The following is a 26,926-nucleotide window of genomic DNA, read 5'->3' as shown; positions in this document are numbered from 1 at the left end:
CCGCCGCCGCCAACGCCGACCGGAACCGGCCCGGGGTCACCGGCCCTCCTCGTCCGGGAGGAGGTCGGCGAGGAGCTCGGCGAGATGGCGCGGGCGGGCGGCGGTCCCCGGCTCGATCTGCGTCCGGCAGGAGGACCCGTCGGCGAGGACCGCCGTCCCCTCGCCGGCGTCGAGCGTCCGCACATCGACCCCGGCGCGCGCCAGCACGCACTGGTCGGCGCCGAACCCCATCACGGCGTGCTGATGGCAGTGCGGTTGAGCGATCACGCGGACCGTTGTCGGTGAACGTGTCGGACCGTAGCCGAACTCCTCGATGAGGGCGCGGAAGTCGCGCAGGTAGTCGCCGAGCCGGTCGGGCGGGACGGCGGCGTCCTTCCAGCCCTCGTGCGTGTCGGCCCGTCCCGGCGGGTAGGCGGTCGCGCCGAGTCCCGCCTCGCGCACCCTCCAGAGCCGCTCCTCCTCCCGCGGGTCGTGCACGAAGGTGCAGCGCGGCGGGTTCGGCCCGTTCTCCAGGTCGCTCGATGAGCGACCGGGCCCTGCGGTCGGCCTCGTCCTCGGTGTCGCCGCCGAAGCGGACCATGAGCCAGCCCGCTCCCTCCGGCATGTCCTTCACCACGCGGGGCGCGGCGAGGTGGTCGCGCTTGGCCAGGCCGAGGAGCCGCTCGTCCATGCCCTCCAGCGCGAGCGGGCGCGACGGCAGGACGCGCGGCACGGCGTCGCCCGCCTCCGCGATGCCGTCGTAGCCGAGGACGGCGAGCGACTCGAACGCCGGGACCGGCACCAGGCGGATCTCCGCGCGCAGCACCGCCACGAGCGTGCCTTCCGAGCCGACGAGGGCGCGGGCCACGTCGAAGCCCTTCTCCGGCAGCAGCGAGTCAAGGTTGTAGCCCGACACGCGTCGCGGGATGTCGGGGTGGCGGGCGCGGATCAGCTCCATGTCCTCGTCGCGCAGGTCGCGCAGCGCCCGGTAGATCTCGGCGCGCCGGCCACCCTCGGCGATGATCCGCTCGTACTCCTCCCGCGAGGTCTCGCCGACCCACATCCGCAGCCCGTCGCAGGTCAGCACCTCCAGCCGCACAACGGAGTCGACCATCTTCCCGTAGGCCTGCGCCGACGCGCCGCACGAGTTGTTGCCGATCATCCCGCCGATCGTGCAGGTGTCGTGGGTGGACGGCCTGGGCCCCATCAGGCGGTGCTCGGCGCGCCGGGCTCCACGACGGCGCGGCGCGCCCCCGGGTCGACCGACACCAGCGCGCGGCAGTACTCGCACGCCGTGGTTCAACCGCCCGGACCCGCCGGTCCCCCGCGGGTCAGCCGGCGAGGCGGGAGGCGGCCTCCAGCAGCAGGGCGTGCACGAACGCCTGGGGCATGTTGCCGCGCAGCTGCCGCTGCCTGACGTCGTACTCCTCGGAGAACAGGCCGCTGGTCGGGCAGCCCGACCGGGTCCGCTCGAAGGCGGCGAGAGCGCGGGCCGTGTCGCCCTGGCGGTCCTCGGCGAGGGCGAGGAATAAGCCGCAGAGGATGAAGGCGCCCTCGGCCACGCCGAGCGGCTCGTCCCCCACCCGGTACCGGTAGACGAACCCCTCCTCGACGAGGTCCTCGCGCACCGCCCGCAGCGTGGCGGCGGTGCGCGGGTCGTCGCTCGGCAGCGCCCCCCGCAGCGGCGGGATGAGCAGCGCCGCGTCCACCCGGTCGTCGCCGGGCGCCCGCCTCCACCGGCCCTCCGGGGTGAGCGACGTCCGGGACGTCTCGGCGAGGATGGCGTCGGCGAGCGAGGTCCACCGGTCGGCCTCGGCGCGGCCCGCCAGCGTCCGGGCCGCCTGGCGCAGCCCGGCGACGCAGGTCAGGCGCGAATGCGTCCACAGGTCGTCGTGGATCTCCCAGATGCCCGCCTCGGGCCGGGTCCAGCGGCGCGCGACCGCGCCGGCCGCGACGCGGGCGGCCTCCACCGCCTCCGGGACCCGGCGGTCGTGCTCGGCGGCGGCGGCGAAGAGCAGCAGCGCCTCCCCCAGCGCGTCCAGCTGGAACTGCTCGCCCGCCTTGTTCGCGAAGACCGCCCGGGCGCCGGGATAGCCGGGCAGGTCGCCGGTGCTCTCGGCCGGCACCGGCCCCCCGGTGACGGTGTAGGCGGGTTTCAGCCCCTCACCGTCGGCGAGGACGCGGGCCGACACGAACTCCACGGCGCCGCGCAGCAGGCGGGGCGGGCCGCCGTGGAGGGCGACGGCGCGCCCGGCGAAGCACTGGTCGCGGATCCAGGCGTAGCGGTAGTCGAAGTTGCGGCCCTCGTCCGAGCGCTCCGGCAGCGCCGTCGTGGCGGCGGCGACCATGCCGCCGCCGGAGGCGGTGAGGCCGGTGAGGACGGAGTAGGCGAGGCGGGCGTCGCGCGGGGCGATGGTGTCGCGGCAGTCCGGCACGGCCCCGTGCCAGTCCCGCTCCGTGGCCTCCCACAGATCGTCGGCGTCCAGCGGGCCGCGGGCGCCACCCTCGGCTATCTCCAGGACGAGGTCGCGGGTCTCGCCCTCGTCCAGGTCGAAGGCGAGCTCCAGCACGGGCCCGCCGTCGCGTCCCGCCCGCACGACGGCCCCGTCCGCTCCGCGCCAGCGCAGCGACGCGCCCCCGCCGCCGGCCGTCCAGTCCGGGCCGTCCCGGCGCGGGTCGCCCATCCGGGACGCGCCGTGACCAATGCGGACGTCCAGCAGGGCGCGGACGCGGGAACGGCCGCGGACGGCCCGGCACGCGCGCAGGATGACCGCCCGGTCAGGGGTCGCCGGGCGGGCGAGGGCCTCGCGGCACTCCAGGATCGCGCCGCCGGTCACCCACTGGCTGTGCCAGATGAGCCCGCGGTCCTCGTAGTAGCCGCCCCAGACCCACCGCCCTGGAGCGGGCTGCACCGCGTACGCGCCAGGGCCGCCGAGCAGGCCCGCGAAGGCGGGCGGCGAGTCCCAGGATGGGAAGCACATCCACGCGTACTCGCCGTGCGGGCCCACGAGAACGCCGCGTTCGCCGTCGGCGATGAGGGCGTAGTCGCGGAGGGCCTTCGGGAGGGAGTCCTCGGCTCCGGGGTCGTCCAGCATGCCCCTCCACTACCCGGGGACCTGCCGTTACTCGGAGCCGGGCGGGAGGACGGGCGTTCCGGTCCCGGCCTCCCCGTGCGCCAGACCCGTCCGGACCGCCCTTGCGGGCGGCCCAGACGGTCCGGACGGCGCCGGCGCCTCAGGCGTCGCGGCGCTTGAGCAGGACGGCGGCGACGGCCAGCAGAACGCCGGTCCAGATCGCGAAGACCCCGTACCCCTGCCAGGGGGTCAGCAGGTCGTCGGGGCCCTGGCGGGACTGGGCGATCAGATGGCCGGCCTCGGACGGCAGGTAGGCGTGGATGTGGTCGCCGACGCTGCCGGGCAGCAGCGTGGCCAGCGGCGCCAGCACCAGCACGAACCCGATGACGCCGGTGATCCCTCCGGCGGGGTGCCGCACGATGGCGCCGATCGCCAGGGCGAACAGCCCGAGCATCGCCAGGTACAGGCCGCCGCCGACGACGGCGCGCAGCACGCCGTCGTCGCCCAGCGACACCTCCGCCTTGTCGCCGATGAGCGCCGAGCCGATGAAGAACGAGACGAACGACACCGCGACGCCGAGGACGAGCACGACCGCCGCGAACACCAGGGCCTTCGCCCACAGCACGGGCAGCCGCCGCGGCACCGCGAGCAGGCTCGCGCGGATCATGCCGGTGGAGTACTCCGAGGCGATGACCAGCACGCCGAGCACGCAGATCGTCAGCTGGCCGAGGAAGAACCCGCTGCCGAGGATGAAGCCGGTCGGGTCGGCGACGACCGAGGCGCGGTCGGCGGGGTCGGTCTTGTCCCACTGCGCGACGGTGAGGCCCACCAGCAGCGCGGTGAAGCCGAGGTCGACCACGACGAGCAGGATCAGCGTCCACAGCGTGGACCGCACGGTGCGGATCTTCGTCCACTCTGAGAGCAGCAACCGGCCGAAGCCGGGGCGGGGGTGGGCCGCGGGGTCGGCGGCGGGCGTGGCGGTGGCGGTGGTCATCGGGTCTCCCCCTCCTCGACGGGCACCGCGCTCGGGGCCGGGACCGGGCCCGGGGCGGGCGCGCCGCCTCCGCCGTACTCGACGCTGTCGCGGGTCAGTTCCATGAACGCCGACTCCAGCGAGCCGCGGGTCGGGGTGAGCTCGTGCAGGACGATGCCCTCGGCCGCCGCCAGCTCCCCGACGCGGGGCGCCTCCATGTGGGTCACGTTGAGCAGCCCGTCCCCGTTCGGGAAGGCCTTGCCGCCCTCGGCGGCGACGAGGTCGGCGAGGCGGGCCGCGTCCGGGCTCCGGACGATCACCGCCTTCTCGGTGCTGCGCTCGATGAACTCCTCGGTGGAGCAGTCCGCGATCAGCCGGCCGCGGCCGATGACGATGAGGTGCTCGGCGGTGACGGCCATCTCGTTCATCAGGTGGCTGGAGACGAAGACCGTGCGCCCCTCGGCGGCGAGCCGCTGCATCAGCGTGCGGATCCACACGATGCCCTCGGGGTCGAGGCCGTTGACCGGTTCGTCCAGCACGAGCACCGACGGGTCGCCGAGCAGCGCGGCGGCGATGCCGAGCCGCTGCCCCATGCCGAGCGAGAAGCCGCCGGCGCGCTTGCGGGCCACGCCGGTGAGGCCGACGAGCTCGACCACCTCGTCGACGCGCTTCCGGCCGATGCCCTGCGTCTGGGCGAGGCACAGCAGGTGGTTGTAGGCGCTGCGGCCGGTGTGCACGGCCCGCGCCTCCAGCAGCGCCCCGACGACGCGCAGCGGCGCGTTCAGGTCGCGGTAGTGGCGGCCGTGGATCCGGGCGTCCCCGCGGTCCGGCCGGTCCAGGCCGAGCAGCAGCCGCATGGTGGTCGACTTCCCGGCGCCGTTGGGGCCGAGGAACCCGGTGACCCGCCCGGGGACCACCGTGAACGACAGGTCGTCCACGGCCGTCCTGTCGCCGTAGCGCTTGGTGAGGTTCTCCGCCTCGATCATGCCTCTCCCGGCGTCTCTCGGTAGTTGTTCCGTGACCGGAATCACACTAGCGCCCCGGCGCGGCGACCGGATCCTCCTCAGTGCCGATGATCCCGCGCGGCGGGACCGCGGGGCCTCCGCCGCCAGGAGGAGGCCGCCTTATTGACCTGTCTGCCAATAGGTGCGGGAGGATGGCCGGGCACGATCCGACCGCCGGGAGGCGCCGTGACCGCCCCGTCCCAGACCACGCCGGACCGCCTCGCCGACCGCGACGTGCTGCGAACCCTGGCCGCCGAACCACTGGTCGGCCTCGCGGCCGGCCGGGCGCTGCTCATGCAGCTCGCCCACCCGGCCGTGGCCCGCGGCGTCGCCCGGCACAGCGACTTCGCCGAGCGCCCCCTGGCCCGGCTGTTCGGCACCCTCGACTTCCTGCTGATCGTCACCTTCGGCACGCCGGAGCAGGTGGCGCGCATCGCGGCCAAGGTGCGCGGCATCCACACGACCGTGCGCGGCGAGGACTACTCCGGCAACGACCCCGGCCTCCAGCTCTGGGTCAACGCGACCCTCATCGACTCGGCCCTGCATGTCTACGAGCACGTCATGCGGGGCGACGACCCCGGCCTGGCCGAGGCCTACTACCGGCAGGCGCGGGTGGTCGCCGAGGTCCTCGGCTGCCCCCTGGAGGCGCAGCCGCCCGACCTGGCCGCGTTCCGCGCCTACATGGCCGACACGATCGCCGGCCTGGAGGTCACCGGCACCGCCCGCGAGGTCGCCTCCGCGGTCCTGTGGCCCCGCCGCCTGCGCGCCCTGGCCCCCGCGCTCGCCGTGTTCCGCCTCCTCACGGCCGCGCTCCTGCCGGACGAGCTGCGCGACCAGTTCGGCCTGCCGTGGACCCCCGCCCGCCGCCGGGCGGCCGGCGCGCTCCTGCGGACCGCCGGACTCGCCCACCGCCTGTCCCCCGCCTGGCTGAGGCGCCCGCCGGAGCCCCTGCTGGTCCGGCTGGCCGCCCACCGCGTCGACCGGACGCTCTCGGCCCGGCGGGCGCGGCGCCGGGCCGCCTAGGCGACGGACGAGTAGGCGACGACGCCGCGGCGCATGGCGTCCATGGCGCGGCGGGCGGTCTTGCGGATGTGGCTGTTGGCGGGCGCGGCGTCGGTGACCTGGCCGAGAAGGTCGAGGAGCTGCTTGACGGCCCGCACGAAGTCGCCCGCGGTGAGGTCGCTCTCCATCAGCACCTCGTCGAGGTCGTCGCCCTTGGCCCACCGGTAGGCCGTCCACGCGAAGCCGAGGTCGGGCTCGCGCAGGAACGAGACGCGGTTGTCGCGCTCGACGCCCTCCAGCACCCCCCAGAGCCGCACCATGGACGCCAGCGCGTCCTGCGCCGGGCCGGGGGGCGTGCGGGGAGGCGTCGCGTCGTCGGGCTGCCGCGACTCGTAGACGAGGGCGGACACGCACGCGGCCAGCTCGGCCGGGCCGAGCTTCTCCCACAGGCCCTCGCGCAGGCTCTCGGCGGTGAGCAGGTCCAGCTCGTTGTAGATGCGGCCGAGGCGGCGGCCGTCGGCGGTGACGGAGTCGCCGTCGAGGTAGCCGAGCTGCTGCAGGACGGCGCAGACGCGGTCGAAGGTGCGGGCGATGACCTGGGAGCGGCCCTCGACGCGGCGCCGGAGCTGCTCGGTCTCGCGCTCCAGGCGGTGGTAGCGCTCGGCCCAGCGGGCGTGGTCCTCGCGCTTGTCGCAGCCGTGCACCGGGTGCGCGCGCAGGCCGGCGCGCAGCCGGACGATCTCGGCGTCGTCGGTGGTGGGCGAGTCGCCGCGCGAGCGTTTGCGCTCGCGCGCGTCGTCGGGGACCTTGTTGCGCAGCGTGGACGCCAGGTCGCGCCGGTCCTGGGGGTTGCGGGGGCTGAAGGACTTCGGGATGCGGATCCGCTCGACGGGCTCCACCGCGCGCGGGAAGTCCTGGATCGACAGGCGCTGCACGGACCGGTTCACGGTCAGCACGAGCGGCGCGGGCCCGTCGGAGCGGCGGCCGACGCCGGGGTCCAGGACGACGGCCAGGCCCGAGCGCCGCCCGGACGGGACGAGGATGACGTCGCCCGGCCGCAGCCGCTCCAGGGACCGGGCGGCCTCGGCGCGGCGGGCCCCGGCCCGCTCGCGCGACAGCTCGGACTCGCGGTCCGACAGCCGCCGCCGCATCGCGGAGTACTCCATGAAGTCGCCGAGATGGCACTCGGCGGCCTTGGCGTAGCCCTGGAGGGCCTCCTCGTTCTTGTGCACCTGCCGGGCCAGGCCGACGACGGCGCGGTCGGCCTGGAACTGCGCGAACGACTCCTCCAGGAGCGTGCGGGCCCGCTCGAGGCCGACGGCGCCGACCAGGTTCACGGCCATGTTGTAGGACGGCCGGAAGCTGGAGTTCAGCGGGTAGGTGCGGGTGCCGGCCAGCCCCGCCACGGACGCGGGCTCGACGTTCGGGCCCCACACGACCACGGCGTGGCCCTCGACGTCGATGCCGCGCCGCCCGGCGCGCCCGGTGAGCTGGGTGTACTCACCCGGGGTGAGGTCGACGTGGGCCTCGCCGTTCCACTTGTCCAGCTTCTCGATCACCACGGTGCGGGCCGGCATGTTGATGCCGAGCGCGAGCGTCTCGGTCGCGAACACGGCCTTGATCAGCCCGCGGGTGAACAGCTCCTCGACGATCTCCTTGAAGGTGGGGAGCATCCCGGCGTGGTGGGCGGCGACGCCGCGCTCCAGGGCCGCCAGGAAGTCGCCGTAGCCGAGGATCCGCAGGTCCTCCGGCGCGATGTCGGCGGTGCGCAGCTCGGCGTGCGCGCGGATCTCCTCGGCCTCCTCCCGGGAGGTCAGCCGGATCCCGGCGTGCAGGCACTGCAGGACCGCGGCGTCGCAGCCGGCGCGGCTGAAGATGAACGTGATCGCCGGGAGCAGCCCGGCGCGCTCCAGCCGCTCGATCACGTCGGGCCGGGCGGGCGGCCGGAACCGCTGCGGGCGCGCGGCCCGGCGGCGGCCGGTGCGGCGGCCCTGGTTGACCTTGGCGCGCCGGACCTCCTCCACCGCCATCCGCGTCAGCTGCGGGTTCAGCCTGGCCTGCCGGTCCCCGCCCCGGCCGGTGTCGACGAACAGGTCGTACAGCCGCGTCCCGACCAGCATGTGCTGGAACAGCGGGACGGGGCGGTGCTCGTCCACGATCACCGCGGTGTCGCCGCGGACCTCGTGCAGCCACTCGCCGAACTCCTCGGCGTTGCTGACGGTCGCCGACAGCGCCACGATCCGCACCGAGTCCGGAACGTGGATGATCACCTCTTCCCAGACGGCGCCGCGGAACCGGTCGGCGAGGTAGTGCACCTCGTCCATCACGACGAACGCCAGCCCGGCGAGGGTCTGGGAGCCCGCGTACAGCATGTTCCGCAGGACCTCGGTCGTCATGACGACGATCGGGGCCTCGCCGTTGACGCTGTTGTCGCCGGTCAGCAGGCCCACCTTCTCCGGGCCGTACCGGCGGACGAGGTCGGCGTACTTCTGGTTCGACAACGCCTTGATCGGCGTCGTGTAGAAGCACTTGGTGCCGCCGGTCAGGGCGAGGTGGACCGCGAACTCCCCCACCACCGTCTTCCCGGAACCGGTGGGGGCGGCGACCAGCACGCCGCTGCCCTCCTCCAGGGCCTGGCACGCCTCCAGCTGGAACGCGTCGAGCTCGAAGTCGTACAGCGTCCGGAAGTCCAGCAGGGCCGGGCCGTGCCCGGCGGTGCGCCGGCGGTAGGCGGCGTAGCGCTGGGCCGGGCTCTGTCCGGCCGACGTGGTGTCGGGGGTGGTCATACCTTCGAGCCTACGGTTTCGACAGGCCCGATACCCAATCAGCGGGCCCGGTCGCCCTTCTCCAGCTCCGCGTCGATCGACTCGAGGTCGAGGGGCGAGACCTCGTCGTCGGACAGGCCCGCGTACGGGTCGGGCCGGCGGGCCCGCCTGCGGTCGTTGAGGAAGGCCAGCAGCGCGGCGATCTCGAACAGCAGGACGGTCGGCAGCGCGAGCGCGAGCATCGTGAACGGGTCGGCGCTCGGCGTGGCGACCGCCGCGAAGACGAAGATCCCGAAAAGGATCAGCCGCTGGGACCGGCGGATCCGCGACGAGCTCAGCACGCCCGCCATGTTCAGGACGACGACGAACAGCGGGAGCTCGAACGTCAGCCCGAACACCAGCAGCATCGTCAGCACGTAGCTGAGGTAGCTGTCGACCGTGATCAGGGGCTTGACGTCGTCGGCGACGAACCCCAGGAAGATCGCCAGGCCCTTGTCGACCGTCAGGTACGCCAGGGCGGTGCCGACGAAGAAGAGGGGGACGGCGGCGCCGAGGAACACGTACGTCCAGCGCCGCTCCCGCTGGTACAGGCCGGGCGCCACGAACGCCCACATCTGGTACAGCCAGAACGGCGACGAGATGACCCCGCCGATGATGCAGGAGATCTTCAGCTTCAGGAAGAACGAGGAGAAGATCCCGTTGACGAACAGGGAGCACTGGTCCTTGTCGACCACGTGGGACTGGGGCAGGGAGCAGTACGGCTGCTTGAGGAAGTCCCAGACCGGGTCGAACAGCAGCCAGCCGACGATCGCGCCCACCGCGAAGGCCAGCACGGCCTTGATCAGCCTGTTCCGCAGCTCACGGAGGTGGTCCATGAGGGGCATGCGGCCGTCGGGGGCGGCGGCGTCGCGCCTGTTCAGCTTCATCGTCGGCATTCGGTTCGGGGGTGGCGGGTCGGGGCGGGGGCCGGATCAGGCCTTGCGCGCCTGACCGGGGTCCGACACCGGCACGCCCTGGATCGGCTCGCCGGAGCCCAGCACGCCGCGGGAGCGCTGCCCGCCCTCGGCCGCCGCGGCCTCGCGCTCCAGCCGGGCCGCCTCCTCGCGCAGCCGCGCCGCCCTGTCGCGCGCGTCCTCGCCCTGCGAGGACGGCATGGTCTTGGCGGGCCGGTCGGCCGGCGCGTCGTCATCGTCCTCGCGCAGGCCCTTGGTCTCGGCCTTCAGGATGCGCGCCGACTTGCCCAGCGAACGGGCGAGCTGGGGCAGCTTCGCCGACCCGAAGATCAGGACGACGACCAGCAGGATGATGAGCAGTTCGGGGGTCCCGATGTTCGGCATGTGCAAGTCCTTCTTCGACGGGTGACACTCAGGACGATCGTACGCCGTCCCGGGGCGGTTGTGGCGACCGATCGTCCTCGAGCCGGGAGAGTTCATCGCTCAGCGCCGACCGTTCCGGCTCCAGCCGGCGCCTGGTGCGCTCCAGTTCACGTCCGAAACGCCGCACGCCGAGCCACACCTTGAACGCGCACCAGGCGAGCACGGCCAGCCCGGCGAACCCGAGCGACACCGACACCGAAACCCACGCCACGCCCGCCACGCTATCCGATCCGCTCACGCCAGGCCGTACCGGGCCAGGGCCCGCGACGCGTCCTCCCGCACCCCGGCCGCGATCGCCTCCGGGGCCACGACGCGGCCCTGGTCGCCGAGCCGCAGCGCCAGGCCCCGCACCCAGCGGGCGTCAGGGGTGCGCAGGACGACCCGGAGCCGCCCCTCCCCCAGTTCCTCCACGCTCTCGCACGGGTAGTAGTCGGCGACCCACCGGCCGCGCGGGGACAGCTCCAGGGTGACCGCCTCGTCCTGCGGCGAGGGGCGGAACAGGCCGGCGTCCACGTCGATCGGCTCCGCGTCGTCCGGCACCTCGGCGGGCACGTCCAGCACCGACAGGTCGGCGATCCGGTCCAGCTTGAACAGCCGCACCCCCTCCGCCCGGCGGCACCAGCCCTCCAGGTAGGTGGTGCCCTCCACGACCAGCAGCCGCATCGGGTCGACGTCGCGCTCGGTGTTCTCGTCGCGCGCCGGGACGTAGTAGGTCAGGTGGACGCGGCGGCCCGCCGCGATCGCCTCGCGCAGCACGCCGACCGCGGTGCGAGCCGAGTCGGCCGAACCGCCGCGGGCGTCCACCTCCACGGAGACCTTGCTGGACACCGCCGCGGCCGCGCCCGCCGCACCCTCCAGCTTGGCGATCACGCGGCTGAGCGCGTCCCGGTCGTGCAGCTCGGGGATCTCGGCCAGCATCCGCAGCGCCACCAGCAGCGCGCTCGCCTCGTCCACCTTCAGCCGCAGCGGCCGGGCGATCGACTCCGCCTCCGCCACCGTGATCTCCCCGCCCTCGTAGGACAGGTCGATCGGGCAGTAGGGGTCGGGCGCGCGCAGCTCCACGCACCACAGCAGGTTCAGATCGTCGATCAGTTGCTTCTCGGTCACCCCGAACGCGGCCGCGGCCTCGCCGAGCGCGACCGAGTCGCGGTTCACCACGTACGGCACGAGCGCCAGCAGGCGCGCGAGCCGGTCGGTGGACGTCGTCGCCGCCTTGGCCGCCGTCTTCGCCGTCATCGGCCGCTCATCTCCCCATGCTCGCCGTGCGCCGCCGGGTGCGCGCCGGCCGCGGCCAGCACCGACTTCAGGTGCTGGATGACCGCCTCGCGCAGGTCGGGCGGGTCGAGGACCACCAGGTCGTCGGCGAACCGCGCGAGGTAGGGCGCGAACCGGTCGACGTCCCGGAAGGTCAGGACCGCCTCGTCCCACTCCCCGTCCCAGCCCGGCGCGTCGGCCGGGCGGACGTCCCGGGCCCACCGCCGCGGGCCCTGCGCCGCTCCGCGCCGCAGGCGGACGACCGCCGGGCGGGGCTCGCCGAGCGGCTCGCTCCAGTCGAACGCGATGCGCCGAACGTCAACGCCGTCCGGGACGGTCACCGACCCGGGCGGGCCGTCCGTCGCGACGTCGCCGACGATGCGGCTCAGCCGGAACACCCGCTGCTCGTCGCGGTCACGGTCGAACCCGACCACGTACCAGCGGCCCCGCCGGCTCACCACGCCCCAGGGGTCCAGGTGGCGGCGCGCCACCGACGTGCGCCCGATGCCCTGGTAGTCGAAGGCGACGGGGCGGCCGTCGCGCACCGCCTCCCACAGGGCGGGGAAGGACGGGTCCTGGGTGTTCACCCGGGGCTCGATGCCGGTCGCGGCGGCCACGTCGGTCTCCACCCCGGCCGCGCGCAGCTTCAGCAGCGCGCCCGACGCCGCCTCGGCCATGCTGGCGCGCTGCCACACCCGCGCCGCCAGGCCCAGCACCGCCGCCTCGTCCGGGCTCAGGTGGATGTCGGGCAGCTCGTAGGCCTGCGGGGGGATCCGGTAGCCGATCTCCTCACCGCCGCCGCCCTGCTGGTCGCTGCCGACCTCCAGCGGGACGCCGAGCTCGCGCAGCTCCTCCTTGTCCCGCTCGAACATGCGCTTGAACGCCTCGTCGGAGTCGGGGTAGCCGGGCACCGCCCGGCGGATCTGCTCGGCCGTCAGATAGCGCCGGGTGGCGAGCAGGCAGACCACCAGGTTCAGCAGCCGTTCGGTCTTGCGCCGCGACACTTCGCCACCACCTCGTTCCCTCCGTGAGCCCCGAACCCCGGCGGCGTGCCGATCGTCCCCACGTGCCGTCGTGCAGGACGCTACCGTTTCCCGGTGTGATCCGATGGCGCAAAGGCACAGTCGAGGACATCCGCCGCGAATGGCCGGGGGCGGTCGAGCTGGACGTCTCGATCGGGGGCGAGGGGACGCACCGGGCCCTGGCCTATCCCGCCCTGGTGGGAAGGCCCGAACCGGGCGACACCGTCCTGCTCAACACTACGGCCTTGGCGATGGGTCTCGGCACCGGCGGGTACGCCATGGTCGTCGCGGTGCCCGACCGGCTCCCGCCCGACCCTGAGGGGCCGGGCCACCTGGTCAAGGCCCGCTACACCCCGCTGCAGGCCACCGTCCTCGGCGCCGACGAGCAGGACTCGCCCCACCACGCGGCCCTGCGCGACGCCGACTCGCTGGACGGGATGCCCGTCGTCGTCGCCGACCTGCACTCCGCGCTGCCGCCGATCCTGGCCGCCCTGCTGGCCGGGCGCCCGGACGCCCGGGTCGTCTACGTGATGCCGGACGGCGGGGCGCTGCCGGCGTGGTTCTCCATGTCGATCGCCCGGCTGAAGGACGCCGGGGCCCTCGCCGCGACCGTCACCGTGGGGCAGGCGTTCGGCGGCGACCTGGAGGCCGTCACCGTCCACACCGGCCTGCTGGCCGCGCGCCTCGTCCTGGAGGCCGACGCGGTGGTCCTCGCCCAGGGCCCCGGCAACCTGGGCACGGGCACCAGGTGGGGCTTCTCGGGCGTCTCGGCGGGTGAGGCCGTCAACGCCGCGTCCGTGCTGGGCGGCCGGCCGGTGGGGTCGCTGCGGGTCAGCGAGGGCGACAGGCGCGAGCGGCACATCGGCGTCTCGCACCACTCCGTGACCGCCTACGGGCGCGTGGCGCTGGCCCGCGCCGACATCCCCGTCCCCGAGCTCGGCGGCCACTTCGGCGCCCGCGTCGCCGCCGACGCCGCGCCGCTGGGCGACCGGCACCGGCTCGTCCCCGTCCCCGTGGACGGCCTCCACGAGGTCCTCAGCGCCGCCGAGAAGGACTGGGGCGTCCGGCTGTCGACCATGGGGCGTCGGCTGGACGAGGACCTCCCCTACTTCCTGGCGGCCGCCGCCGCGGGCCGCCACACGGCCGCCCTGCTCGGCTGACCCCTAGGGCGCCGCGGGCCCGGCGCCGGCCGGCTCTGCGCCGGCGCCCGCGGGTCCGGCGCCCGCGGCCTCCTCGGCGGTGTAGGACGACGTGAAGGTGAACGCCCGCGGCGAGGGGCCGCCGGCGCGCAGCAGCGCGAGGCGCTCCAGGGCCTCGCCGACGCTCGGGATGTGGCCCGCCGGCACCCACCACAGCACGAGATGCGCGTCCACGTGCCGCTGGAACCACTCGCGGCGGCGCCGCATCGTCTCCAGATGGGCGCTTCGATAGACGAAGTCCCACAGCGCCTCCGCCGACTCCCACACCGAGAAGTTGACGATGACGTCCTCGCCGGCGGGGCGCATCCCGGTGGCGTCGGCCTCCCCCTCCTCCACCAGACGCCAGACGAACCCCGGCGTCCCGTCGGCGAGCGCGTTGACCGGCTCCAGCAGGGCGACGAAGTCCGCCATGCGCGGGTCGCCGAGGGGGAAGCGGAGCGTGGCGGTGTTGAACTGCGCGAGGTGGTACCGGGTCCGTGTGCTCATGGGGTCACCCCACCACGCCCGCCACTTCTATGTCAATGCTCATTGTTTTTAGAAGGACGGGCCGCGACGCAGCACCACCCGGGCCGGGGATCCATCCGGACCCGGACCCGCGAGCCCTCCACCAGGCCTTCGAGCAGCGCCAGGTTCATCCCGCAGACGAGCGGCGGGAACTGCTCGGCGACGGCGTGGAAGGGGCAGTTGCGCATGCGCAGGACGGCGCCGTCATCGTCCATGACCGGTTCGTAGCCGCGGTCGGCCAGCACGGCCGCGAGATCGTCCAGACTCGCGAAGGGGGCGCCCCGGTCCCGCAGCGCCCTGCCCCTGCGGCGGGCCGCGTCCTGCAGTTCCATGTCGAGACCGGCCGTCTCCGCCGCCTCGGCCAGCAGGCCCGCCGCCGTCCGGTAGTCGCGGGCGGGCAGCGACACGTCCCGCTCCGCCGCCGAGCGCCGGTACACCTTCGCCGGGCGCCCCGCCCCGGGCCCCGACCGCCCCGTCAGCCGCCTGCTGCCGGCCTCCAGGAGCCCGGCGTCGACCAGCTTGTCCAGGTGGAACGCCGCCAGGGTACGCGCGACGCCGGCCGCCTCGGCGGCCTCACCGCGCCCCACCTCCCGGCCCTGCGCCGCGACGAACTCGTACAGCCGCCGCCGCACCGGATCCTGCAGCAGCGCGATCGCGTCGATGTCCTCCATCCCGCCATTCTAAGAACGACGGGCACTCGACTTAGAGACCTCGGCTCAGTGCGCGCCCAGGAGGTCCACGACGAACACCAGCGTGTCGTCGCCCCTGATGCCGAACTGCGCCAGCCCCTTCGCCCCGTACCCGAGGGCAGGAGGCACCACCAGCAGCACCCGGCTGCCCACCTTCTGGCCCACCAGGCCCTGGTCCCAGCCCTTCATCACCTGGCCGGTCCCGATCATCGCCCCGAACGGGTGGCCCTCCGACCAGGAGGAGTTGAACACCTTCCCGTCGCGCCAGAAGTAGCCGCCGTACTGCAGCGCCACCAGCTGGCCCTTGCGCACGGCCGGGCCGTCCCCCTTGACCAGGGTCCGGACCTGGAGGCCCTTCGGCGGGGCCGAGCGCGGCATCGTCACCGCCGGCGTCTGCCCCGCCGCCGCGTCCGCCACCTTCGGCAGCCCCGGCTCGTTCAGCGGCGCCTGCCGCGCGCCGTGCGGGCCCGCCGTCCGCGGGTACACCGCCCGGACGTCCAGGACGTACACCAGCGTGTCGTCGCCGCCCACCTGGTGCTTCGGGTCGCCCTCGTCGCCGAAGCCGTCCTTCGGCGGGATGCGGGTCACCACCCGCGACCCCGGCCGCACCCCGTCGAACGCCTTCGTCAGGCCGGGCACCAGCCGGCCGGTGGGGAACGCGCCCGGCTCGCCCTTGGAGTAGCTGCTGGCCAGCAGCTTGCGCCCGCCCTTGTTCCACCGGTAGCCGACGTAGTCGGCCACGACGAGGTCGCCCTTGCGCGCCGCCGTTCCCGTGCCCTTCTTGACGGTCTTCACGGCGAAGGAGTCACCGGGCGCCCCCTTCGGGAACTTCACCTGCGGCAGCTTCCCGAAGTCCCCGCTCACCTCGACGTCCACGCCGCCGCCCGAGCAGGCGGTGGACAGTGCGAGCGGCAGGGCGAGCACGACGGCCGCGGGGAGGAACCGAACACGACGGCGCATACGGGGTCCTTCGGGGGGTGGTGAGCGCTACTGCGCGCTCACCCTACCGCCCTGGTGACCTGCCGGTAACCTGCCGTGCGCGTGTCGTCCCGCGCGGTCCCGGACGCGCGTCCGGGACCGCCGCGCCCGTGCCTACATGCCGGCGATGAGCTTGTCCACGCGCTCGTCCACGGAGCGGAACGGGTCCTTGCAGAGCACCGTCCGCTGCGCCTGGTCGTTCAGCTTCAGATGGACCCAGTCCACCGTGAAGTCGCGCCGCTTCTCCTGCGCCTTGCGGATGAACTCGCCCCGCAGCCGCGCCCGCGTCGTCTGCGGAGGCACCGACTTCGCCTCGAAGATGTCGAGGTCGCGCGACACCCGGTCGACCGAGCCCCGCTTCTCCAGCAGGTAGTACAGCCCGCGGTCGCGGTGGACGTCGTGGTAGGTGAGGTCGAGCTGGGCCACGCGCGGCGACGACAGCGGCAGGTCGTACTTGCGCCGGTACCGCTCGATCAGCTTGTACTTGATCACCCAGTCGATCTCGCGCGAGACCAGGTCCAGGTCGCCGGTCTCGACCGCGCGCAGGGTCCGCTCCCACAGCTCGAGCACGCGCTTGGCCGTCGCGTCGCCGCCCCGCGCGTCCACGAAGTCGCGCGCCTTGCCGTAGTACTCCTTCTGGATCTCCAGCGAGCTGGCCTCGCGGCCGTTGGCCAGCCGCACCTTCCGGCGGCCCGTCATGTCGTGGCTGACCTCGCGGATCGCCCGGATCGGGTTCTCCAGGGTGAGGTCGCGCATCACCACCCCGGCCTCGATCATCCGCAGCACCAGGTCGGTGGCCCCGACCTTGAGCAGCATCGTCGTCTCGCTCATGTTGGAGTCGCCGACGATCACGTGCAGGCGCCGGAACCGCTCGGCGTCGGCGTGCGGCTCGTCGCGGGTGTTGATGATCGGACGGGACCGCGTCGTCGCCGACGACACGCCCTCCCAGATGTGCTCCGCCCGCTGCGACACGCAGTACACCGCGCCGCGGGGGGTCTGCAGGACCTTTCCGGCGCCGCAGATGATCTGCCGCGTCACCAGGTACGGGATCAGCACGTCCGCGAGCCGGCCGAACTCGCCGTGCCGCCCCACCAGGTAGTTCTCGTGGCAGCCGTAGGAGTTGCCGGCCGAGTCGGTGTTGTTCTTGAACAGGTAGATGTCGCCGGCGATGCCCTCCTCGCGGAGGCGCCGCTCGGCGTCGACCAGGAGACCCTCCAGGATCCGCTCGCCCGCCTTGTCATGCGTCACCAGGTCGACGACGCTGTCGCACTCCGGCGTCGCGTACTCCGGATGGCTCCCCACGTCCAGGTAGAGCCGGGCCCCGTTGCGAAGGAACACGTTGCTGCTGCGGCCCCACGACACGACCCTGCGGAACAGATAGCGCGCCACCTCGTCCGGTGACAACCGCCGCTGCCCGCGGAAGGTGCAGGTGACGCCGTACTCGTTCTCAAGCCCGAAGATGCGCCTGTCCACACCAAGACCCTATGCGGCGCGGCCGTCACTTGGCAGTCTCTCGACCCACCGTTTCCGGCGAACGCGGCCGCCGCGCCCGGAGGCCTCCAAGGCGCCCGGCGCGCCGCGGGCCCGCCGCGGGCCGGGACGGCTGGTCACCGTCCCGGCCCGCGGCGGGCCCGTGTGGGCGGGCGGGCCGCCGGCCGGAGGCCCGCCCGCCTGCGCGTCAGTCCTCGTCCGCTCCGGTGGAGCCCGTCCCGCCGGAGGCGTCCTCGCCGCCGGAGGTGATGCCGGGGCCGGAGTCCTGCGCCGCCAGCAGACCCCCGATGCGCGCCGCGGACAGCCGCTTGAACAGCCGGTGCTCGCGGTTGCGGTCGAGGACCGCGACCTCCAGCGAGGTGGCCTCCAGGTGCCGGTCGGAGTCCTGGGCCTCCAGCGCCCGCACCGCCGTGCGCAGGGCGTCCTCCAGCGAGGAGCCCTCGCGGTAGCCGTCCTTCAGCGACTGCGCCACCGCCTCGGCCTGCCCGCCCATGGCGACGTAGCCGTGCTCGTCGGCGACCGAGCCGTCGAACGTCAGCCGGTAGATCTGGTCGGTGTCGGCGTCCTCGCCCACCTCCGCGACGACCAGCTCCACCTCGTACGGCTTGTTGGTCTCGGTGAAGATCGTGCCGAGCGACTGCGCGTACACGTTCGCCAGGCCGCGCGCCGTCACGTCGCGGCGGTCGTACTGGTAGCCGTTGATGTCGGCGTAGCGGACGCCCCCGAGCCGCAGGTTCTCGAACTCGTTGTACTTCCCCACCGCCGCGAACGCGATCCGGTCGTAGATCTCACTGATCTTGTGCAGCGCCCGCGACGGGTTGTCCGCCACGAACAGGATGCCGTCGTCGTACTGCAGCACCACGACACTGCGGCCGCGCGAGATGCCCTTGCGCGCGTAGTCCGCCTTGTCCTTCATCTGCTGTTCGGGCGACACGTAGAACGGCATGGACACCGGTCTGGATCCCTTCTATCGCAGCGGGGCGGTCGGACCGCCCGGCGAGTCGTAACGTGCGTCGACGACGGCCTGCGCCAGCGCGCCCACCTCGTCCTCGCCGAGCCGGCGGTACCCGTCCGCCGTCACCGACGCCACCACCGGGAAGATCCGGCGCGTCAGGTCGGGCCCGCCCGTCGCCGAGTCGTCGTCGGCCGCGTCGTACAGCGACTGGACGCACACCAGCGCCGCGTCCTCCGCCGACAGGTCGGGCCGGTAGAGCTTCTTCAGGGCGCCGCGCGCGAAGACCGACCCCGAGCCGATCGAGTGGAAGTCGCGCTCCTCGTAGCGGCCGCCCGCCGGGTCGTAGGAGAAGATCCGCCCCTCGTCCCGCTCCTCGTCGTAGCCCGCGAACAGCGGCACCACCGCCAGTCCCTGCATCGCCATCCCGAGGTTCTGCCGGACCATCGTCGCCAGGCGGTTGGCCTTGCCCTCGACCGACAGCGTCCGGCCCTCGCGCTTCTCGTAGTGCTCCAGCTCGACCTGGAACAGCCGGACCATCTCGATCCCGATCCCGGCCGTGCCGGCGATCGCGATCGCCGAGAACTCGTCGGCCCGGAAGACCTTCTCGATGTCGCGCTGCGCGATGACGTTGCCCGCCGTCGCCCGCCGGTCGCCCGCCATCACCACCCCGCCGGGGAAGCCGACCGCGACGATCGTCGTCCCGTGCGGGATGTCCTCGCCCGCCCGCGAGGACGGCGGCGTCCGCCGGCCGGGCAGCAGGTCCGGGGAGTACGCCCCGAGGAACTCCGTGAACGACGACGTATCCGGGCTCGCGAACAACCCCGGCAGACGTCCGGTGTGCGAATCGTGGGACGCCACGCGACTCCCTTCCCCTCCACCATTGCGCCGGCTTCGGCAATCTCACCGGCGCGGACTCTACGACCCTACTGTTCAAGGTCGCCCGCGCGCATGCCGCCCGATCACCGGTCCGATCAGCCCACGGCGAACCGCCGCGCGCGCCACGCGCGCCGCGCACGGGCGCGAACACACGAACATGGGCGGGCCGCCGCGGCCCACCCATGTCCTCACTGCCGTGTCAAGTTGGAGTTCCGTCCCGGAGAAACGGCGATTCCGCTACATGGCCGATCCGCCCGATTCGGGGTTCACTGTCCGCCCTTTTGGATGTAGGCGCGGACGAAGTCCTCGGCGTTCTCTTCCAGCACCTCGTCTATTTCGTCCAGGATCGAGTCCACGTCGTCGGTGAGCTTCTCCTGGCGCTCCTGCACGTCCTCGGTGGTCGTGGCCTCGGTCTCCTCGACCTCTTCCGTGCGCCGGGTGGTCTGCTTCTGACCGCCGGTGTCCTTCGTGGCCATTCCGTACCTCCGCTCTGCCGGTGCCTCCGACCCTATCTCCGATCTTCGACGGTGCGCGGAACTCTCGGGTCCGTTTCGCCGTCTCCGCCCGGGGGCCGGGGGCATGCTCGGGTTATCGCCGGTCCACCGCCCAGCGAAACGGGCAATCCCTCCACGAAACCGGCCCGTTACCTGGCATGGCCGGACCGGCGGCGGCGCCGGCCGTCTCAGGCGGTCCAGCCGTCCAGCCGGGCCGCGGAGGGCCCCTCCGGGCGCGTGTGCCGCGCCCTCGCCGCGGTTCAGCCCTGGCCGGTCAAAGTGGCCACGAGGTCCGCGGCGGTGCGGCAGCGGTCCAGCAGGGCGCCCACGTGCTGCTTGGTGCCCCGCAGGGGCTCCAGGGTGGGCACGCGCTGCAGCGACTCCCGGCCGGGGACGTCGAAGATGACCGAGTCCCAGGAGGCCGCGGCGACGGACTCGGCGTACTGGCGCAGGCAGCGGCCCCGGAAGTAGGCCCGGGTGTCCTCGGGCGGGTCCTCGACGGCGGCCTCGACCTGCGCCTCGGTGACGACCCGGTCGATGCGCCCGCGCTCCACCAGGCGGTTGTACAGGCCCTTGTCGGGCCTGATGTCGGTGTACTGCAGGTCGACGAGCTGCAGGCGCGAATGGGACCAGTCGAGGCCGTCGCGGCTGCGGTACCCCTCCAGCAGGGACAGCTTGGCGACCCAGTCGAGCTCGCGGGACAGCTGCATCGGGTCGTCGCCGAGGCGGTGCAGGACCGACTCCCAGCGGTCGAGGACGTCCCTGGTCATCTCGTCGACGTCCGCGCCGAACCGGTCCTCGACGTACTTGCGCGACTGCTCCAGGTACTCCATCTGGAGCTGGACCGCCGTCATCTTCCGGCCGTCGCGCAGCGTGAGCAGATGCTTGCAGGTCGGGTCGTGCGAGACCGCCCTGAGCGCGGCGACGGGCATGTCGACCGAGAGGTCGACGGTGAGGAAGCCGTCCTCGATCATGGCGAGGACGATTGAGGTGGTGCCGAGCTTGAGGTAGGTGGACAGCTCGGCCATGTTGGCGTCGCCGATGATGACGTGCAGCCGCCGGTACTTCTCGGGGTCGGCGTGCGGCTCGTCGCGGGTGTTGATGATCGGCCGCTTGAGGGTGGTCTCCAGCCCCACCTCCACCTCGAAGAAGTCGGCGCGCTGGCTGATCTGGAAGCCGTCGCCGCGCCCGTCCACGCCGATGCCGACGCGGCCTGCGCCGCAGACGACCTGGCGGGAGACGAAGAACGGGGTGAGGTGCCGGACGATGTCGGCGAAGGGCGTCTCGCGGCGCATGAGGTAGTTCTCATGGCAGCCGTAGGAGGCGCCCTTGTTGTCGGTGTTGTTCTTGTAGAGCTGGATGGGGTGGGTGCCGGGGACGAGCGCGGCGCGCCGCGCGGCGTCGGCCATCACGCGCTCGCCCGCCTTGTCCCAGATGACGGCGTCGAGCGGGTTGGTGCACTCGGGCGCCGAGTACTCGGGGTGGGCGTGGTCGACGTACAGCCGGGCGCCGTTGGTGAGGATGACGTTGGCGAGGCCGAGGTCCTCGTCGGTGAGCTGCGTCGGGTCGGCGACCTCGCGGGCGAGGTCGAAGCCGCGGGCGTCCCGGAGGGGGTTCTCCTCCTCGAAGTCCCAGCGGGCCCTGCGGGCCCGTGCCGCCGACGCCGCCAGGTAGGCGTTGACGACCTGGGAGGAGGTCACCATCGCGTTGGCCCCTGGCTGCCCGGGTACGGAGATGCCGTACTCGGTCTCGATGCCCATCACCCGCCGAACACTCATATCGTCGAGCCTATCGGGGCCGGGAGAGTGGAGCCATGGGGCCCGCTGTTCGCGGCCCGCGTGGCGCGGCACGCCCGCGCGGCGGCCCCTGCGTGCAGGGGGCCGCCGCGCGGGTGCGTCATCGTCGGGGGCTACAGGTACTGGCCGGTGTTGGCGACGGTGTCGATGGAGCGTCCGGCCTCGGAGCCCTTGGTCCCGGAGACCAGCGTGCGGATGTAGACGATCCGCTCGCCCTTCTTGCCGGAGATGCGGGCCCAGTCGTCGGGGTTGGTGGTGTTGGGCAGGTCCTCGTTCTCACTGAACTCGTCGACGCAGGCGGCCAGCAGGTGGCTGACCCGCAGGCCCTTCTGGCCGGTGTCGAGGAACTGCTTGATGGCCATCTTCTTGGCCCGGTCGACGATGTTCTGGATCATCGCGCCGGAGTTGAAGTCCTTGAAGAACAGGACTTCCTTGTCGCCGTTGGCGTAGGTGACCTCCAGGAAGCGGTTCTCCTCGCTCTCGGTGTACATCCGCTCGACGGTGCGCTGGATCATCGCCTCGACGGTGGCCTCGGTGGAGCCGCCGTGCTCCTTGAGGTCGTCGGGGTGAAGCGGGAGTCCGTGCAGGATGTACTTGGAGAAGATGTCCTTGGCGGCCTCGGCGTCCGGCCGCTCGATCTTGATCTTGACGTCCAGCCGGCCGGGCCGCAGGATCGCGGGGTCGATCATGTCCTCGCGGTTGGACGCGCCGATCACGATGACGTTCTCCAGGCCCTCGACGCCGTCGATCTCGCTGAGCAGCTGAGGGACGATGGTGTTCTCGACGTCGGAGGAGACCCCCGAGCCGCGGGTGCGGAAGATGGAGTCCATCTCGTCGAAGAACACGATGACCGGGGTCCCGGCGGACGCCTTCTCGCGGGCCCGCTGGAAGACCAGGCGGATGTGCCGCTCGGTCTCGCCGACGTACTTGTTCAGCAGCTCGGGGCCCTTGATGTTGAGGAAGAAGCTCTTCCCCTCCTGGCCGGTCTTCTCCGCGACCTGCTTGGCGAGCGAGTTCGCGACGGCCTTGGCGATGAGCGTCTTGCCGCAGCCGGGCGGACCGTAGAGCAGCACGCCCTTGGGCGGCCGGAGCTGGTGCTCGCGGAACAGGTCGGCGTGCAGGTAGGGCAGCTCCACCGCGTCGCGGATCATCTCGATCTGCGATCCGAGGCCGCCGATCTCGTTGTAGGAGATGTCGGGGACCTCTTCGAGGACGAGCTCCTCGACCTCCGCCTTGTGGATCTTCTCGTAGGCGTAGCCGGACCTCGGCTCGAGCATGAGGGAGTCGCCCGCACGCAGCGGGACTCCGCGCAGCGGCTCGGCGAGCTTGACCACGCGCTCCTCGTCGGCGTGCGCGATGACCAGGGCGCGCTCGCCGTCGTCGAAGAGCTCCTTGAGCATGACGACCTCGCCCTGCTCCTCGAACCTCAGCGCCTCGACGACGTTGAGGGCCTCGTTGAGCATGACCTCCTGGCCGCGCTGCAGTTCCTCGACGTCGACGGCCGGGCTGACGTTGACGCGCAGCTTGCGCCCGCCGGTGAAGATGTCGACCGTTCCGTCGTCGCGGGCGTCCAGGAAGACGCCGAACCCGGAGGGTGGTTGTGCGAGCCTGTCGACCTCCTCCTTGAGCGCCACGATCTGTTCGCGAGCCTCTTTGAGGGTCGCGACGAGACGCTCGTTCTGACCGGTTACGGCGGCCAGGTTGGCCTGTGCCTCATGGAGGCGTTCTTCCAGCACACGTACTTGGCGCGGGGACTCCGCGAGCTTGCGGCGCAACACGGAGATCTCCTCCTCCAGGAAGGAGATCTGCGTCTGGAGGTCTCTGACCTCCTTTTCGTGCTGCGCCCTGCGCGCCCCTGCATCGTCACGAGCGGCCACGCCCCGCCACCTCCTCACGAAGAGAGCCGACGACCTACTGAGACCCTACCTATCTGGAGGGCTTCCGTAACCTGCCCATTCGGTGTTCGTGTCGTGCGGGGGTCTTCCGGGAGGGTTGGCAGGGGTCCCGTGGAGGTGGCGCGGGTCGAGCCCTTACGACGTCCGGACCTGCGGGTTCGGCACGCCGGGCGTGTCGTGGCACGGCGTTTGCCGAGTCCGGTGGCGGGGCGCCGGAGGAATGTGATCTAGGCCTCGGCCGGGACCCCGGGCGCGGCGTCCGGGGCGGGGGCGACCTCGGAAGCGGCTCCGGAAGCGGCCCCGGACGGGGGCGCGGCGTCGCCGGGGGCGGGGTGGGCGCCCTTCGCGGGGCGGCGGCGCCGGGCGGGCGGGGTCACGCCGTCGGCGAGGCGGCGCGCGGTGACGAGGAAGCCGGTGTGGCCGACCATGCGGTGGTCGGGGCGGACGGCGAGCCCGTCGACGTGCCAGGAGCGCAGCATGGTCTCGAAGGCGTAGGGCTCGGCGAACCGGCCGTGGGAGCGCAGGTCCTCGACGATCCGCGACATCTGGGTGGTGGTGGCGATGTAGGCGCAGACCATGCCGCCCGGCACGAGGGCCTTGGCGACGGCATCGAGGGTCTCCCAGGGCGCGAGCATGTCGAGGACGACGCGGTCGACGTCGGTCTCGGCGAGGGCGTCCTCCAGGGAGCCGACGGTGAGGCGCCAGGCGGGGTGGGGCCCGCCGAAGAACTTCTCGACGTTGGCGCGGGCGATGTCGGCGAAGTCGGGCCGGCGCTCGTAGGAGGAGACGAGGCCGTGCTCGCCGACGGCGCGCAGCAGGAAGCAGGTGAGGGCCCCGGACCCGGCGCCGGCCTCGACGACGCGGGCCCCCGGGAAGATGTCGGCCATCGCGATGATCTGGGCGGCGTCCTTGGGGTAGACGACGGCGGCGCCGCGCGGCATGCGGAGGGTGAAGTCGGCGAGCAGCGGGCGGAAGGCCAGGTACTCGATGCCGCCGCTGGACCGGAAGACGCTCCCCTCGGGGCTGCCGATCATCTCGTCGTGCGGGATCGAGCCCTTGTGCGAGTGGTAGACCTTGCCGGGCTGGAGGGTGATGGTGTTGATCCGGCCCTTGGGGTCGGTGAGCTGAACCTGGTCGCCGGGGCGGAACGGGCCGTGCGGGATGCGGCCGGGCGAGGGGGCGGGGCCGTCGGGTCGGGGTTCGCTCATGGAGGTCAAGGCTAGCGGCGCGCGCGGGCAGGTCGGGCCGCCGCGGCGGCCCGCGGGGGCGGTCAGATGCCGGCGAAGGCGCGGTCGACGTCGGCGACCGCGAGGACGCCGTAGACGCCTCCGTCGGGCTCCACGAGCAGGTACTCCGAGGCGGGCGCGCGGCGCAGCGCCTCGACGAGCTCCTCGCCGGACAGGTCGGCGGCCAGCTGCAGCCCGTCGTCGATGCCCCGCGACAGCTCGCCCACGCTGACCCAGGGGCGGCGGTGCTCGGGGGTCGCGGTGACGGCCTTCTCGCTGACCAGGCCGAGGGGCCTGCCGTCGTGGTCGGCGATGACGATGGCGCCGGCGTGGTCCTCGCGGGCGCGGCGGACGGCCTCGGCGAGCGGGACGTCGGCGGTGACGAGGGTGGCGCGGCGGGCGAGGCGGCGCGCCGACAGCAGCGGGATGCGGTCGCGGACGCGCTCGGCGCGGATCGACTGGGTGGCGCCGACCCAGATGAACGAGGCGACGAGGGCCGACCAGAGCAGGGCGAGCCAGCCGATGCCGCCGCCCTCGCCGGTGTTGTAGGTGGCCAGGTAGGCGCCGGCGACGAGGCAGGCGATGGCGACGCCGCGGCCCACCCAGCCGGCGAAGACGCCGCCGCTGCGGCTGCGTCCGGTGACCTTCCAGACGACGGCGCGCACGAGGCGGCCGCCGTCCAGCGGGAGGCCGGGCAGCAGGTTGAACAGCCCGACCAGGAGGTTGGCGAAGGTGAGGGCCTCGACGAGCAGCAGCGCGACGTCGGGCAGGGGGACGACGGCGTGGACGAGCAGGCCGAGCCCGGCGAGGACGAGGTTGACCAGCGGCCCGGCGAAGGCGATGAGGAACTCGCGGCCGGGGGTGGGGGCCTCGCGCTCGATGGAGGTCTCCCCGCCGAGGATGTGGAGGGTGACCGAGCGGACGGGCAGGCCGAAGGCGCGCGCGGTGACGGCGTGGCTCAGCTCGTGGACGAACACCGAGCCGTAGAGCAGGACGGCGTAGGTGAAGGCGACGAGGTAGCTGAGCGGGCGGCTGACGACGCCGTCGACCTGGCCCTCGAACATGACGGTGACGAGGACCGCGACCAGGAACCAGCTGGGCGAGACGTAGACGGGCACGCCGAACAGGCGGCCCATGAGCAGGCCGGGGCGTGCGGGGCGGTCGTCGGGACCGCGGCCGCCGGCCGGGGTCCTGTCCTCGGTCGGGGGCGCGCTGTGTGTCACGCCACCGATGCTACGGCCCCGGCGGCGGTGCCGGTCCCCCGCCGGGCGCGCGGCGGCGGTGCGGGATTTCCGTCGGGGGTGTCACCTACGCTGCTGTGCCATGACGACGACCGAGGCGGGCAGCACCGAGGCGGGTGGCATCGAGCCGGGAGGGATCGGAGCCGGGGGCGGGGCGTCGGTGCCGCCCGCGCGCACGGGCGAGTCGGGCGGAGGCGCGGGGGACGCGCCGGTCGTGGTCGGGTCGCTGTCGCCGTCGCGGGCGGGCGACTTCATGACGTGCCCGCTGCTGTACCGGTTCCGGGTGATCGACCGGATCCCGGAGCGGCCGAGCGCCGCGGCCGTGCGGGGCACGCTGGTGCACGCCGTGCTGGAGCGGCTGTTCGACCTGCCGACCGGGGCGCGCACGCCGGAGGCGGCGCTGGAGATGCTGGCGCCGGAGTGGGACCGGCTGCTGGAGGCCGAGCCGGAGCTGGCGGAGCTGTTCGGCGGCGACGGCGGCGAGGCCGAGCACGCCGAGTGGCTGGGGCAGGCGCGCCGGATGGTGGAGCGGTACTTCTCCCTCGAGGACCCGCGCCGGCTGGAGCCGGCCGAGCGCGAGCTGTTCGTGGAGACGGTCCTCGACTCGGGGCTGAAGCTGCGCGGGTACATCGACCGCGTCGACGTGGCGCCCAGCGGCGACGTGCGGATCGTGGACTACAAGACCGGGACGGCGCCGCGGGCCGACTTCGAGGCGCGGGCCCTGTTCCAGATGAAGTTCTACGCGCTGGTGCTGTGGCGGCTGCGGGGCCGGGTACCGCGGCTGCTGCAGCTGATGTACCTGGGCAATGGCGAGATCCTGCGCTACGAGCCGGACGAGGCCGACCTGCGCGCCACGCAGCGCAAGGTGGAGGCGCTGTGGCAGGCGATCCGCCGGGCGATGGACACCGGTGAGTGGCGGGCGCGCACGGGGCGGCTGTGCGACTGGTGCGACCACAAGGAGCGCTGCCCGGAGTTCGGCGGCACTCCCCCGCCGCTGCCCGCGGCGCCGGTCGACCGCCCCTCCCCCGCCGACCTGGAGGAGGCACGGCGGGCGGACGCGCGCGCCGGTGCGGGGGCGCGGGAGCACGACGATCTCTAGTGCCGCCCCCGGCGCGGCCGGGTCATCCTTGGGG

General features: G+C 73.3%; 25 protein-coding genes. 4 read left to right on the top strand and 21 right to left on the bottom strand.

Annotated elements, in window-relative coordinates; translation table 11 throughout:
* Nucleotides 1–36: 36 nt before the first annotated feature.
* A complete protein-coding gene (locus AB0C87_RS29175; protein WP_360580458.1) occupies nucleotides 37–477 on the bottom strand; it encodes an FAD-linked oxidase C-terminal domain-containing protein in 441 nt (146 codons plus the stop codon).
* Between the two features lie 44 nt (nucleotides 478–521).
* Between AB0C87_RS29175 and AB0C87_RS29170 the strand changes: the two genes are divergently transcribed.
* Nucleotides 522–743 carry a hypothetical protein gene (locus AB0C87_RS29170; protein WP_360580456.1) on the top strand — a complete coding sequence of 74 codons (222 nt, stop codon included), beginning with the start codon at nucleotides 522–524 and terminating at the stop codon, nucleotides 741–743.
* Between the two features lie 567 nt (nucleotides 744–1,310).
* Here the strand turns inward: AB0C87_RS29170 and AB0C87_RS29165 are convergent.
* From AB0C87_RS29165 to AB0C87_RS29155, 3 genes are all read right to left on the bottom strand, one after another.
* On the bottom strand, nucleotides 1,311–3,074 hold the full coding sequence (locus tag AB0C87_RS29165) for a glycoside hydrolase family 15 protein (protein WP_360580455.1): 1,764 nt from the start codon (nucleotides 3,072–3,074) through the stop codon (nucleotides 1,311–1,313).
* A gap of 139 nt (nucleotides 3,075–3,213) precedes the next feature.
* Nucleotides 3,214–4,047, bottom strand: a complete 834-nt coding sequence (locus tag AB0C87_RS29160) for an ABC transporter permease subunit (protein ID WP_345183009.1) — start codon at nucleotides 4,045–4,047, stop codon at nucleotides 3,214–3,216.
* Nucleotides 4,044–5,012: an ATP-binding cassette domain-containing protein gene (locus AB0C87_RS29155; RefSeq protein WP_345183008.1), complete on the bottom strand. Its 969-nt coding sequence runs from the start codon at nucleotides 5,010–5,012 to the stop codon at nucleotides 4,044–4,046. Before AB0C87_RS29155 ends, AB0C87_RS29160 begins: the two co-directional genes overlap by 4 nt.
* 204 nt (nucleotides 5,013–5,216) lie before the next feature.
* On the opposite strand from AB0C87_RS29155, the gene AB0C87_RS29150 reads away from it, so the two are divergent.
* Nucleotides 5,217–6,053, top strand: a complete 837-nt coding sequence (locus AB0C87_RS29150) for an oxygenase MpaB family protein (protein ID WP_360580454.1) — start codon at nucleotides 5,217–5,219, stop codon at nucleotides 6,051–6,053.
* Here AB0C87_RS29150 and AB0C87_RS29145 read toward each other — a convergent pair.
* The 6 genes from AB0C87_RS29145 to AB0C87_RS29120 are packed head-to-tail and all read right to left on the bottom strand — an operon-like array spanning nucleotide 6,050 to nucleotide 12,431.
* Complete coding sequence (locus AB0C87_RS29145) at nucleotides 6,050–8,818, bottom strand: DEAD/DEAH box helicase (protein WP_360580452.1); 2,769 nt, start codon at nucleotides 8,816–8,818, stop codon at nucleotides 6,050–6,052. The two genes, AB0C87_RS29150 and AB0C87_RS29145, sit on opposite strands and share 4 nt — an antisense overlap.
* A 38-nt stretch (nucleotides 8,819–8,856) precedes the next feature.
* Nucleotides 8,857–9,723 carry a twin-arginine translocase subunit TatC gene (tatC, locus tag AB0C87_RS29140; protein WP_345183005.1) on the bottom strand — a complete coding sequence of 289 codons (867 nt, stop codon included), beginning with the start codon at nucleotides 9,721–9,723 and terminating at the stop codon, nucleotides 8,857–8,859.
* A gap of 45 nt (nucleotides 9,724–9,768) precedes the next feature.
* Nucleotides 9,769–10,134, bottom strand: coding sequence for a twin-arginine translocase TatA/TatE family subunit (gene tatA / locus AB0C87_RS29135; protein ID WP_353834840.1), 366 nt, complete (start codon nucleotides 10,132–10,134; stop codon nucleotides 9,769–9,771).
* 28 nt (nucleotides 10,135–10,162) lie between these two features.
* Nucleotides 10,163–10,384 carry a hypothetical protein gene (locus AB0C87_RS29130; protein ID WP_345183002.1) on the bottom strand — a complete coding sequence of 74 codons (222 nt, stop codon included), beginning with the start codon at nucleotides 10,382–10,384 and terminating at the stop codon, nucleotides 10,163–10,165.
* A gap of 23 nt (nucleotides 10,385–10,407) precedes the next feature.
* The gene (locus AB0C87_RS29125) at nucleotides 10,408–11,409 is read right to left on the bottom strand and encodes a WYL domain-containing protein (protein ID WP_345183001.1); all 1,002 of its coding nucleotides are present in this window, start codon (nucleotides 11,407–11,409) and stop codon (nucleotides 10,408–10,410) included.
* The gene (locus AB0C87_RS29120; protein WP_345183000.1) at nucleotides 11,406–12,431 is read right to left on the bottom strand and encodes a WYL domain-containing protein; all 1,026 of its coding nucleotides are present in this window, start codon (nucleotides 12,429–12,431) and stop codon (nucleotides 11,406–11,408) included. Before AB0C87_RS29120 ends, AB0C87_RS29125 begins: the two co-directional genes overlap by 4 nt.
* A 95-nt stretch (nucleotides 12,432–12,526) precedes the next feature.
* Here AB0C87_RS29120 and AB0C87_RS29115 point away from each other — a divergent pair, with 95 nt between their 5' ends.
* On the top strand, nucleotides 12,527–13,609 hold the full coding sequence (locus AB0C87_RS29115; RefSeq protein ID WP_360580450.1) for a DUF3866 family protein: 1,083 nt from the start codon (nucleotides 12,527–12,529) through the stop codon (nucleotides 13,607–13,609).
* Nucleotides 13,610–13,612: 3 nt separating this feature from the next.
* On the opposite strand, the gene AB0C87_RS29110 is transcribed toward AB0C87_RS29115, so the two are convergent.
* The 11 genes from AB0C87_RS29110 to AB0C87_RS29060 form a co-directional block, all read right to left on the bottom strand.
* Nucleotides 13,613–14,134 carry a DUF3291 domain-containing protein gene (locus tag AB0C87_RS29110; RefSeq protein WP_345182997.1) on the bottom strand — a complete coding sequence of 174 codons (522 nt, stop codon included), beginning with the start codon at nucleotides 14,132–14,134 and terminating at the stop codon, nucleotides 13,613–13,615.
* 32 nt (nucleotides 14,135–14,166) lie between these two features.
* Nucleotides 14,167–14,823, bottom strand: a complete 657-nt coding sequence (locus tag AB0C87_RS29105) for a helix-turn-helix domain-containing protein (RefSeq protein WP_345182996.1) — start codon at nucleotides 14,821–14,823, stop codon at nucleotides 14,167–14,169.
* A gap of 45 nt (nucleotides 14,824–14,868) precedes the next feature.
* Nucleotides 14,869–15,801, bottom strand: coding sequence for an FKBP-type peptidyl-prolyl cis-trans isomerase (locus tag AB0C87_RS29100; protein WP_345182994.1), 933 nt, complete (start codon nucleotides 15,799–15,801; stop codon nucleotides 14,869–14,871).
* A 132-nt stretch (nucleotides 15,802–15,933) separates the two neighbouring features.
* Nucleotides 15,934–17,292 carry a Pup--protein ligase gene (pafA, locus tag AB0C87_RS29095; protein WP_089313247.1) on the bottom strand — a complete coding sequence of 453 codons (1,359 nt, stop codon included), beginning with the start codon at nucleotides 17,290–17,292 and terminating at the stop codon, nucleotides 15,934–15,936.
* Nucleotides 17,293–17,497: 205 nt separating this feature from the next.
* Complete coding sequence (gene prcA / locus AB0C87_RS29090) at nucleotides 17,498–18,256, bottom strand: proteasome subunit alpha (protein ID WP_345183059.1); 759 nt, start codon at nucleotides 18,254–18,256, stop codon at nucleotides 17,498–17,500.
* Nucleotides 18,257–18,277: 21 nt separating this feature from the next.
* Complete coding sequence (gene prcB, locus AB0C87_RS29085; RefSeq protein WP_345182993.1) at nucleotides 18,278–19,123, bottom strand: proteasome subunit beta; 846 nt, start codon at nucleotides 19,121–19,123, stop codon at nucleotides 18,278–18,280.
* Between the two features lie 284 nt (nucleotides 19,124–19,407).
* The gene (locus AB0C87_RS29080) at nucleotides 19,408–19,617 is read right to left on the bottom strand and encodes a ubiquitin-like protein Pup (protein WP_021593619.1); all 210 of its coding nucleotides are present in this window, start codon (nucleotides 19,615–19,617) and stop codon (nucleotides 19,408–19,410) included.
* A 278-nt stretch (nucleotides 19,618–19,895) separates the two neighbouring features.
* A complete protein-coding gene (gene dop, locus AB0C87_RS29075) occupies nucleotides 19,896–21,413 on the bottom strand; it encodes a depupylase/deamidase Dop (protein ID WP_360580448.1) in 1,518 nt (505 codons plus the stop codon).
* Nucleotides 21,414–21,544: 131 nt separating this feature from the next.
* Nucleotides 21,545–23,308 (bottom strand): proteasome ATPase, encoded by a 1,764-nt coding sequence (gene arc / locus AB0C87_RS29070; RefSeq protein WP_345182991.1) that lies wholly within the window; start codon nucleotides 23,306–23,308, stop codon nucleotides 21,545–21,547.
* Between the two features lie 245 nt (nucleotides 23,309–23,553).
* Complete coding sequence (locus AB0C87_RS29065; protein ID WP_360580446.1) at nucleotides 23,554–24,534, bottom strand: tRNA (adenine-N1)-methyltransferase; 981 nt, start codon at nucleotides 24,532–24,534, stop codon at nucleotides 23,554–23,556.
* Nucleotides 24,535–24,596: 62 nt separating this feature from the next.
* A complete protein-coding gene (locus tag AB0C87_RS29060) occupies nucleotides 24,597–25,775 on the bottom strand; it encodes a site-2 protease family protein (RefSeq protein WP_345182989.1) in 1,179 nt (392 codons plus the stop codon).
* Between the two features lie 100 nt (nucleotides 25,776–25,875).
* On the opposite strand from AB0C87_RS29060, the gene AB0C87_RS29055 reads away from it, so the two are divergent.
* Nucleotides 25,876–26,892, top strand: coding sequence for a PD-(D/E)XK nuclease family protein (locus AB0C87_RS29055; protein ID WP_353834833.1), 1,017 nt, complete (start codon nucleotides 25,876–25,878; stop codon nucleotides 26,890–26,892).
* Nucleotides 26,893–26,926 lie beyond the last annotated feature (34 nt).

It is taken from the genome of Actinomadura sp. NPDC048021 (assembly GCF_040653135.1).
Lineage (GTDB): Bacteria > Actinomycetota > Actinomycetes > Streptosporangiales > Streptosporangiaceae > Spirillospora > Spirillospora verrucosospora.
This window is presented reverse-complemented; position numbering and strand designations above follow the sequence as displayed.

Excerpts from the sequence above, each read along its gene's own strand:
- AB0C87_RS29170 (WP_360580456.1), top strand. The coding sequence starts at position 522 with ATGAGCGACCGGGCCCTGCGGTCGGCCTCGTCCTCGGTGTCGCCGCCG.
- AB0C87_RS29125 (WP_345183001.1), bottom strand. The coding sequence starts at position 11,409 with ATGACGGCGAAGACGGCGGCCAAGGCGGCGACGACGTCCACCGACCGG.
- AB0C87_RS29100 (WP_345182994.1), bottom strand. The coding sequence starts at position 15,801 with ATGCGCCGTCGTGTTCGGTTCCTCCCCGCGGCCGTCGTGCTCGCCCTG.
- AB0C87_RS29055 (WP_353834833.1), top strand. The coding sequence starts at position 25,876 with ATGACGACGACCGAGGCGGGCAGCACCGAGGCGGGTGGCATCGAGCCG.
- AB0C87_RS29155 (WP_345183008.1), bottom strand. The coding sequence starts at position 5,012 with ATGATCGAGGCGGAGAACCTCACCAAGCGCTACGGCGACAGGACGGCC.
- AB0C87_RS29165 (WP_360580455.1), bottom strand. The coding sequence starts at position 3,074 with ATGCTGGACGACCCCGGAGCCGAGGACTCCCTCCCGAAGGCCCTCCGC.
- AB0C87_RS29105 (WP_345182996.1), bottom strand. The coding sequence starts at position 14,823 with ATGGAGGACATCGACGCGATCGCGCTGCTGCAGGATCCGGTGCGGCGG.
- AB0C87_RS29110 (WP_345182997.1), bottom strand. The coding sequence starts at position 14,134 with ATGAGCACACGGACCCGGTACCACCTCGCGCAGTTCAACACCGCCACG.
- tatA (WP_353834840.1), bottom strand. The coding sequence starts at position 10,134 with ATGCCGAACATCGGGACCCCCGAACTGCTCATCATCCTGCTGGTCGTC.
- AB0C87_RS29145 (WP_360580452.1), bottom strand. The coding sequence starts at position 8,818 with ATGACCACCCCCGACACCACGTCGGCCGGACAGAGCCCGGCCCAGCGC.
- prcA (WP_345183059.1), bottom strand. The coding sequence starts at position 18,256 with ATGCCGTTCTACGTGTCGCCCGAACAGCAGATGAAGGACAAGGCGGAC.
- AB0C87_RS29080 (WP_021593619.1), bottom strand. The coding sequence starts at position 19,617 with ATGGCCACGAAGGACACCGGCGGTCAGAAGCAGACCACCCGGCGCACG.
- AB0C87_RS29160 (WP_345183009.1), bottom strand. The coding sequence starts at position 4,047 with ATGACCACCGCCACCGCCACGCCCGCCGCCGACCCCGCGGCCCACCCC.
- dop (WP_360580448.1), bottom strand. The coding sequence starts at position 21,413 with ATGAGTGTTCGGCGGGTGATGGGCATCGAGACCGAGTACGGCATCTCC.
- AB0C87_RS29065 (WP_360580446.1), bottom strand. The coding sequence starts at position 24,534 with ATGAGCGAACCCCGACCCGACGGCCCCGCCCCCTCGCCCGGCCGCATC.
- tatC (WP_345183005.1), bottom strand. The coding sequence starts at position 9,723 with ATGAAGCTGAACAGGCGCGACGCCGCCGCCCCCGACGGCCGCATGCCC.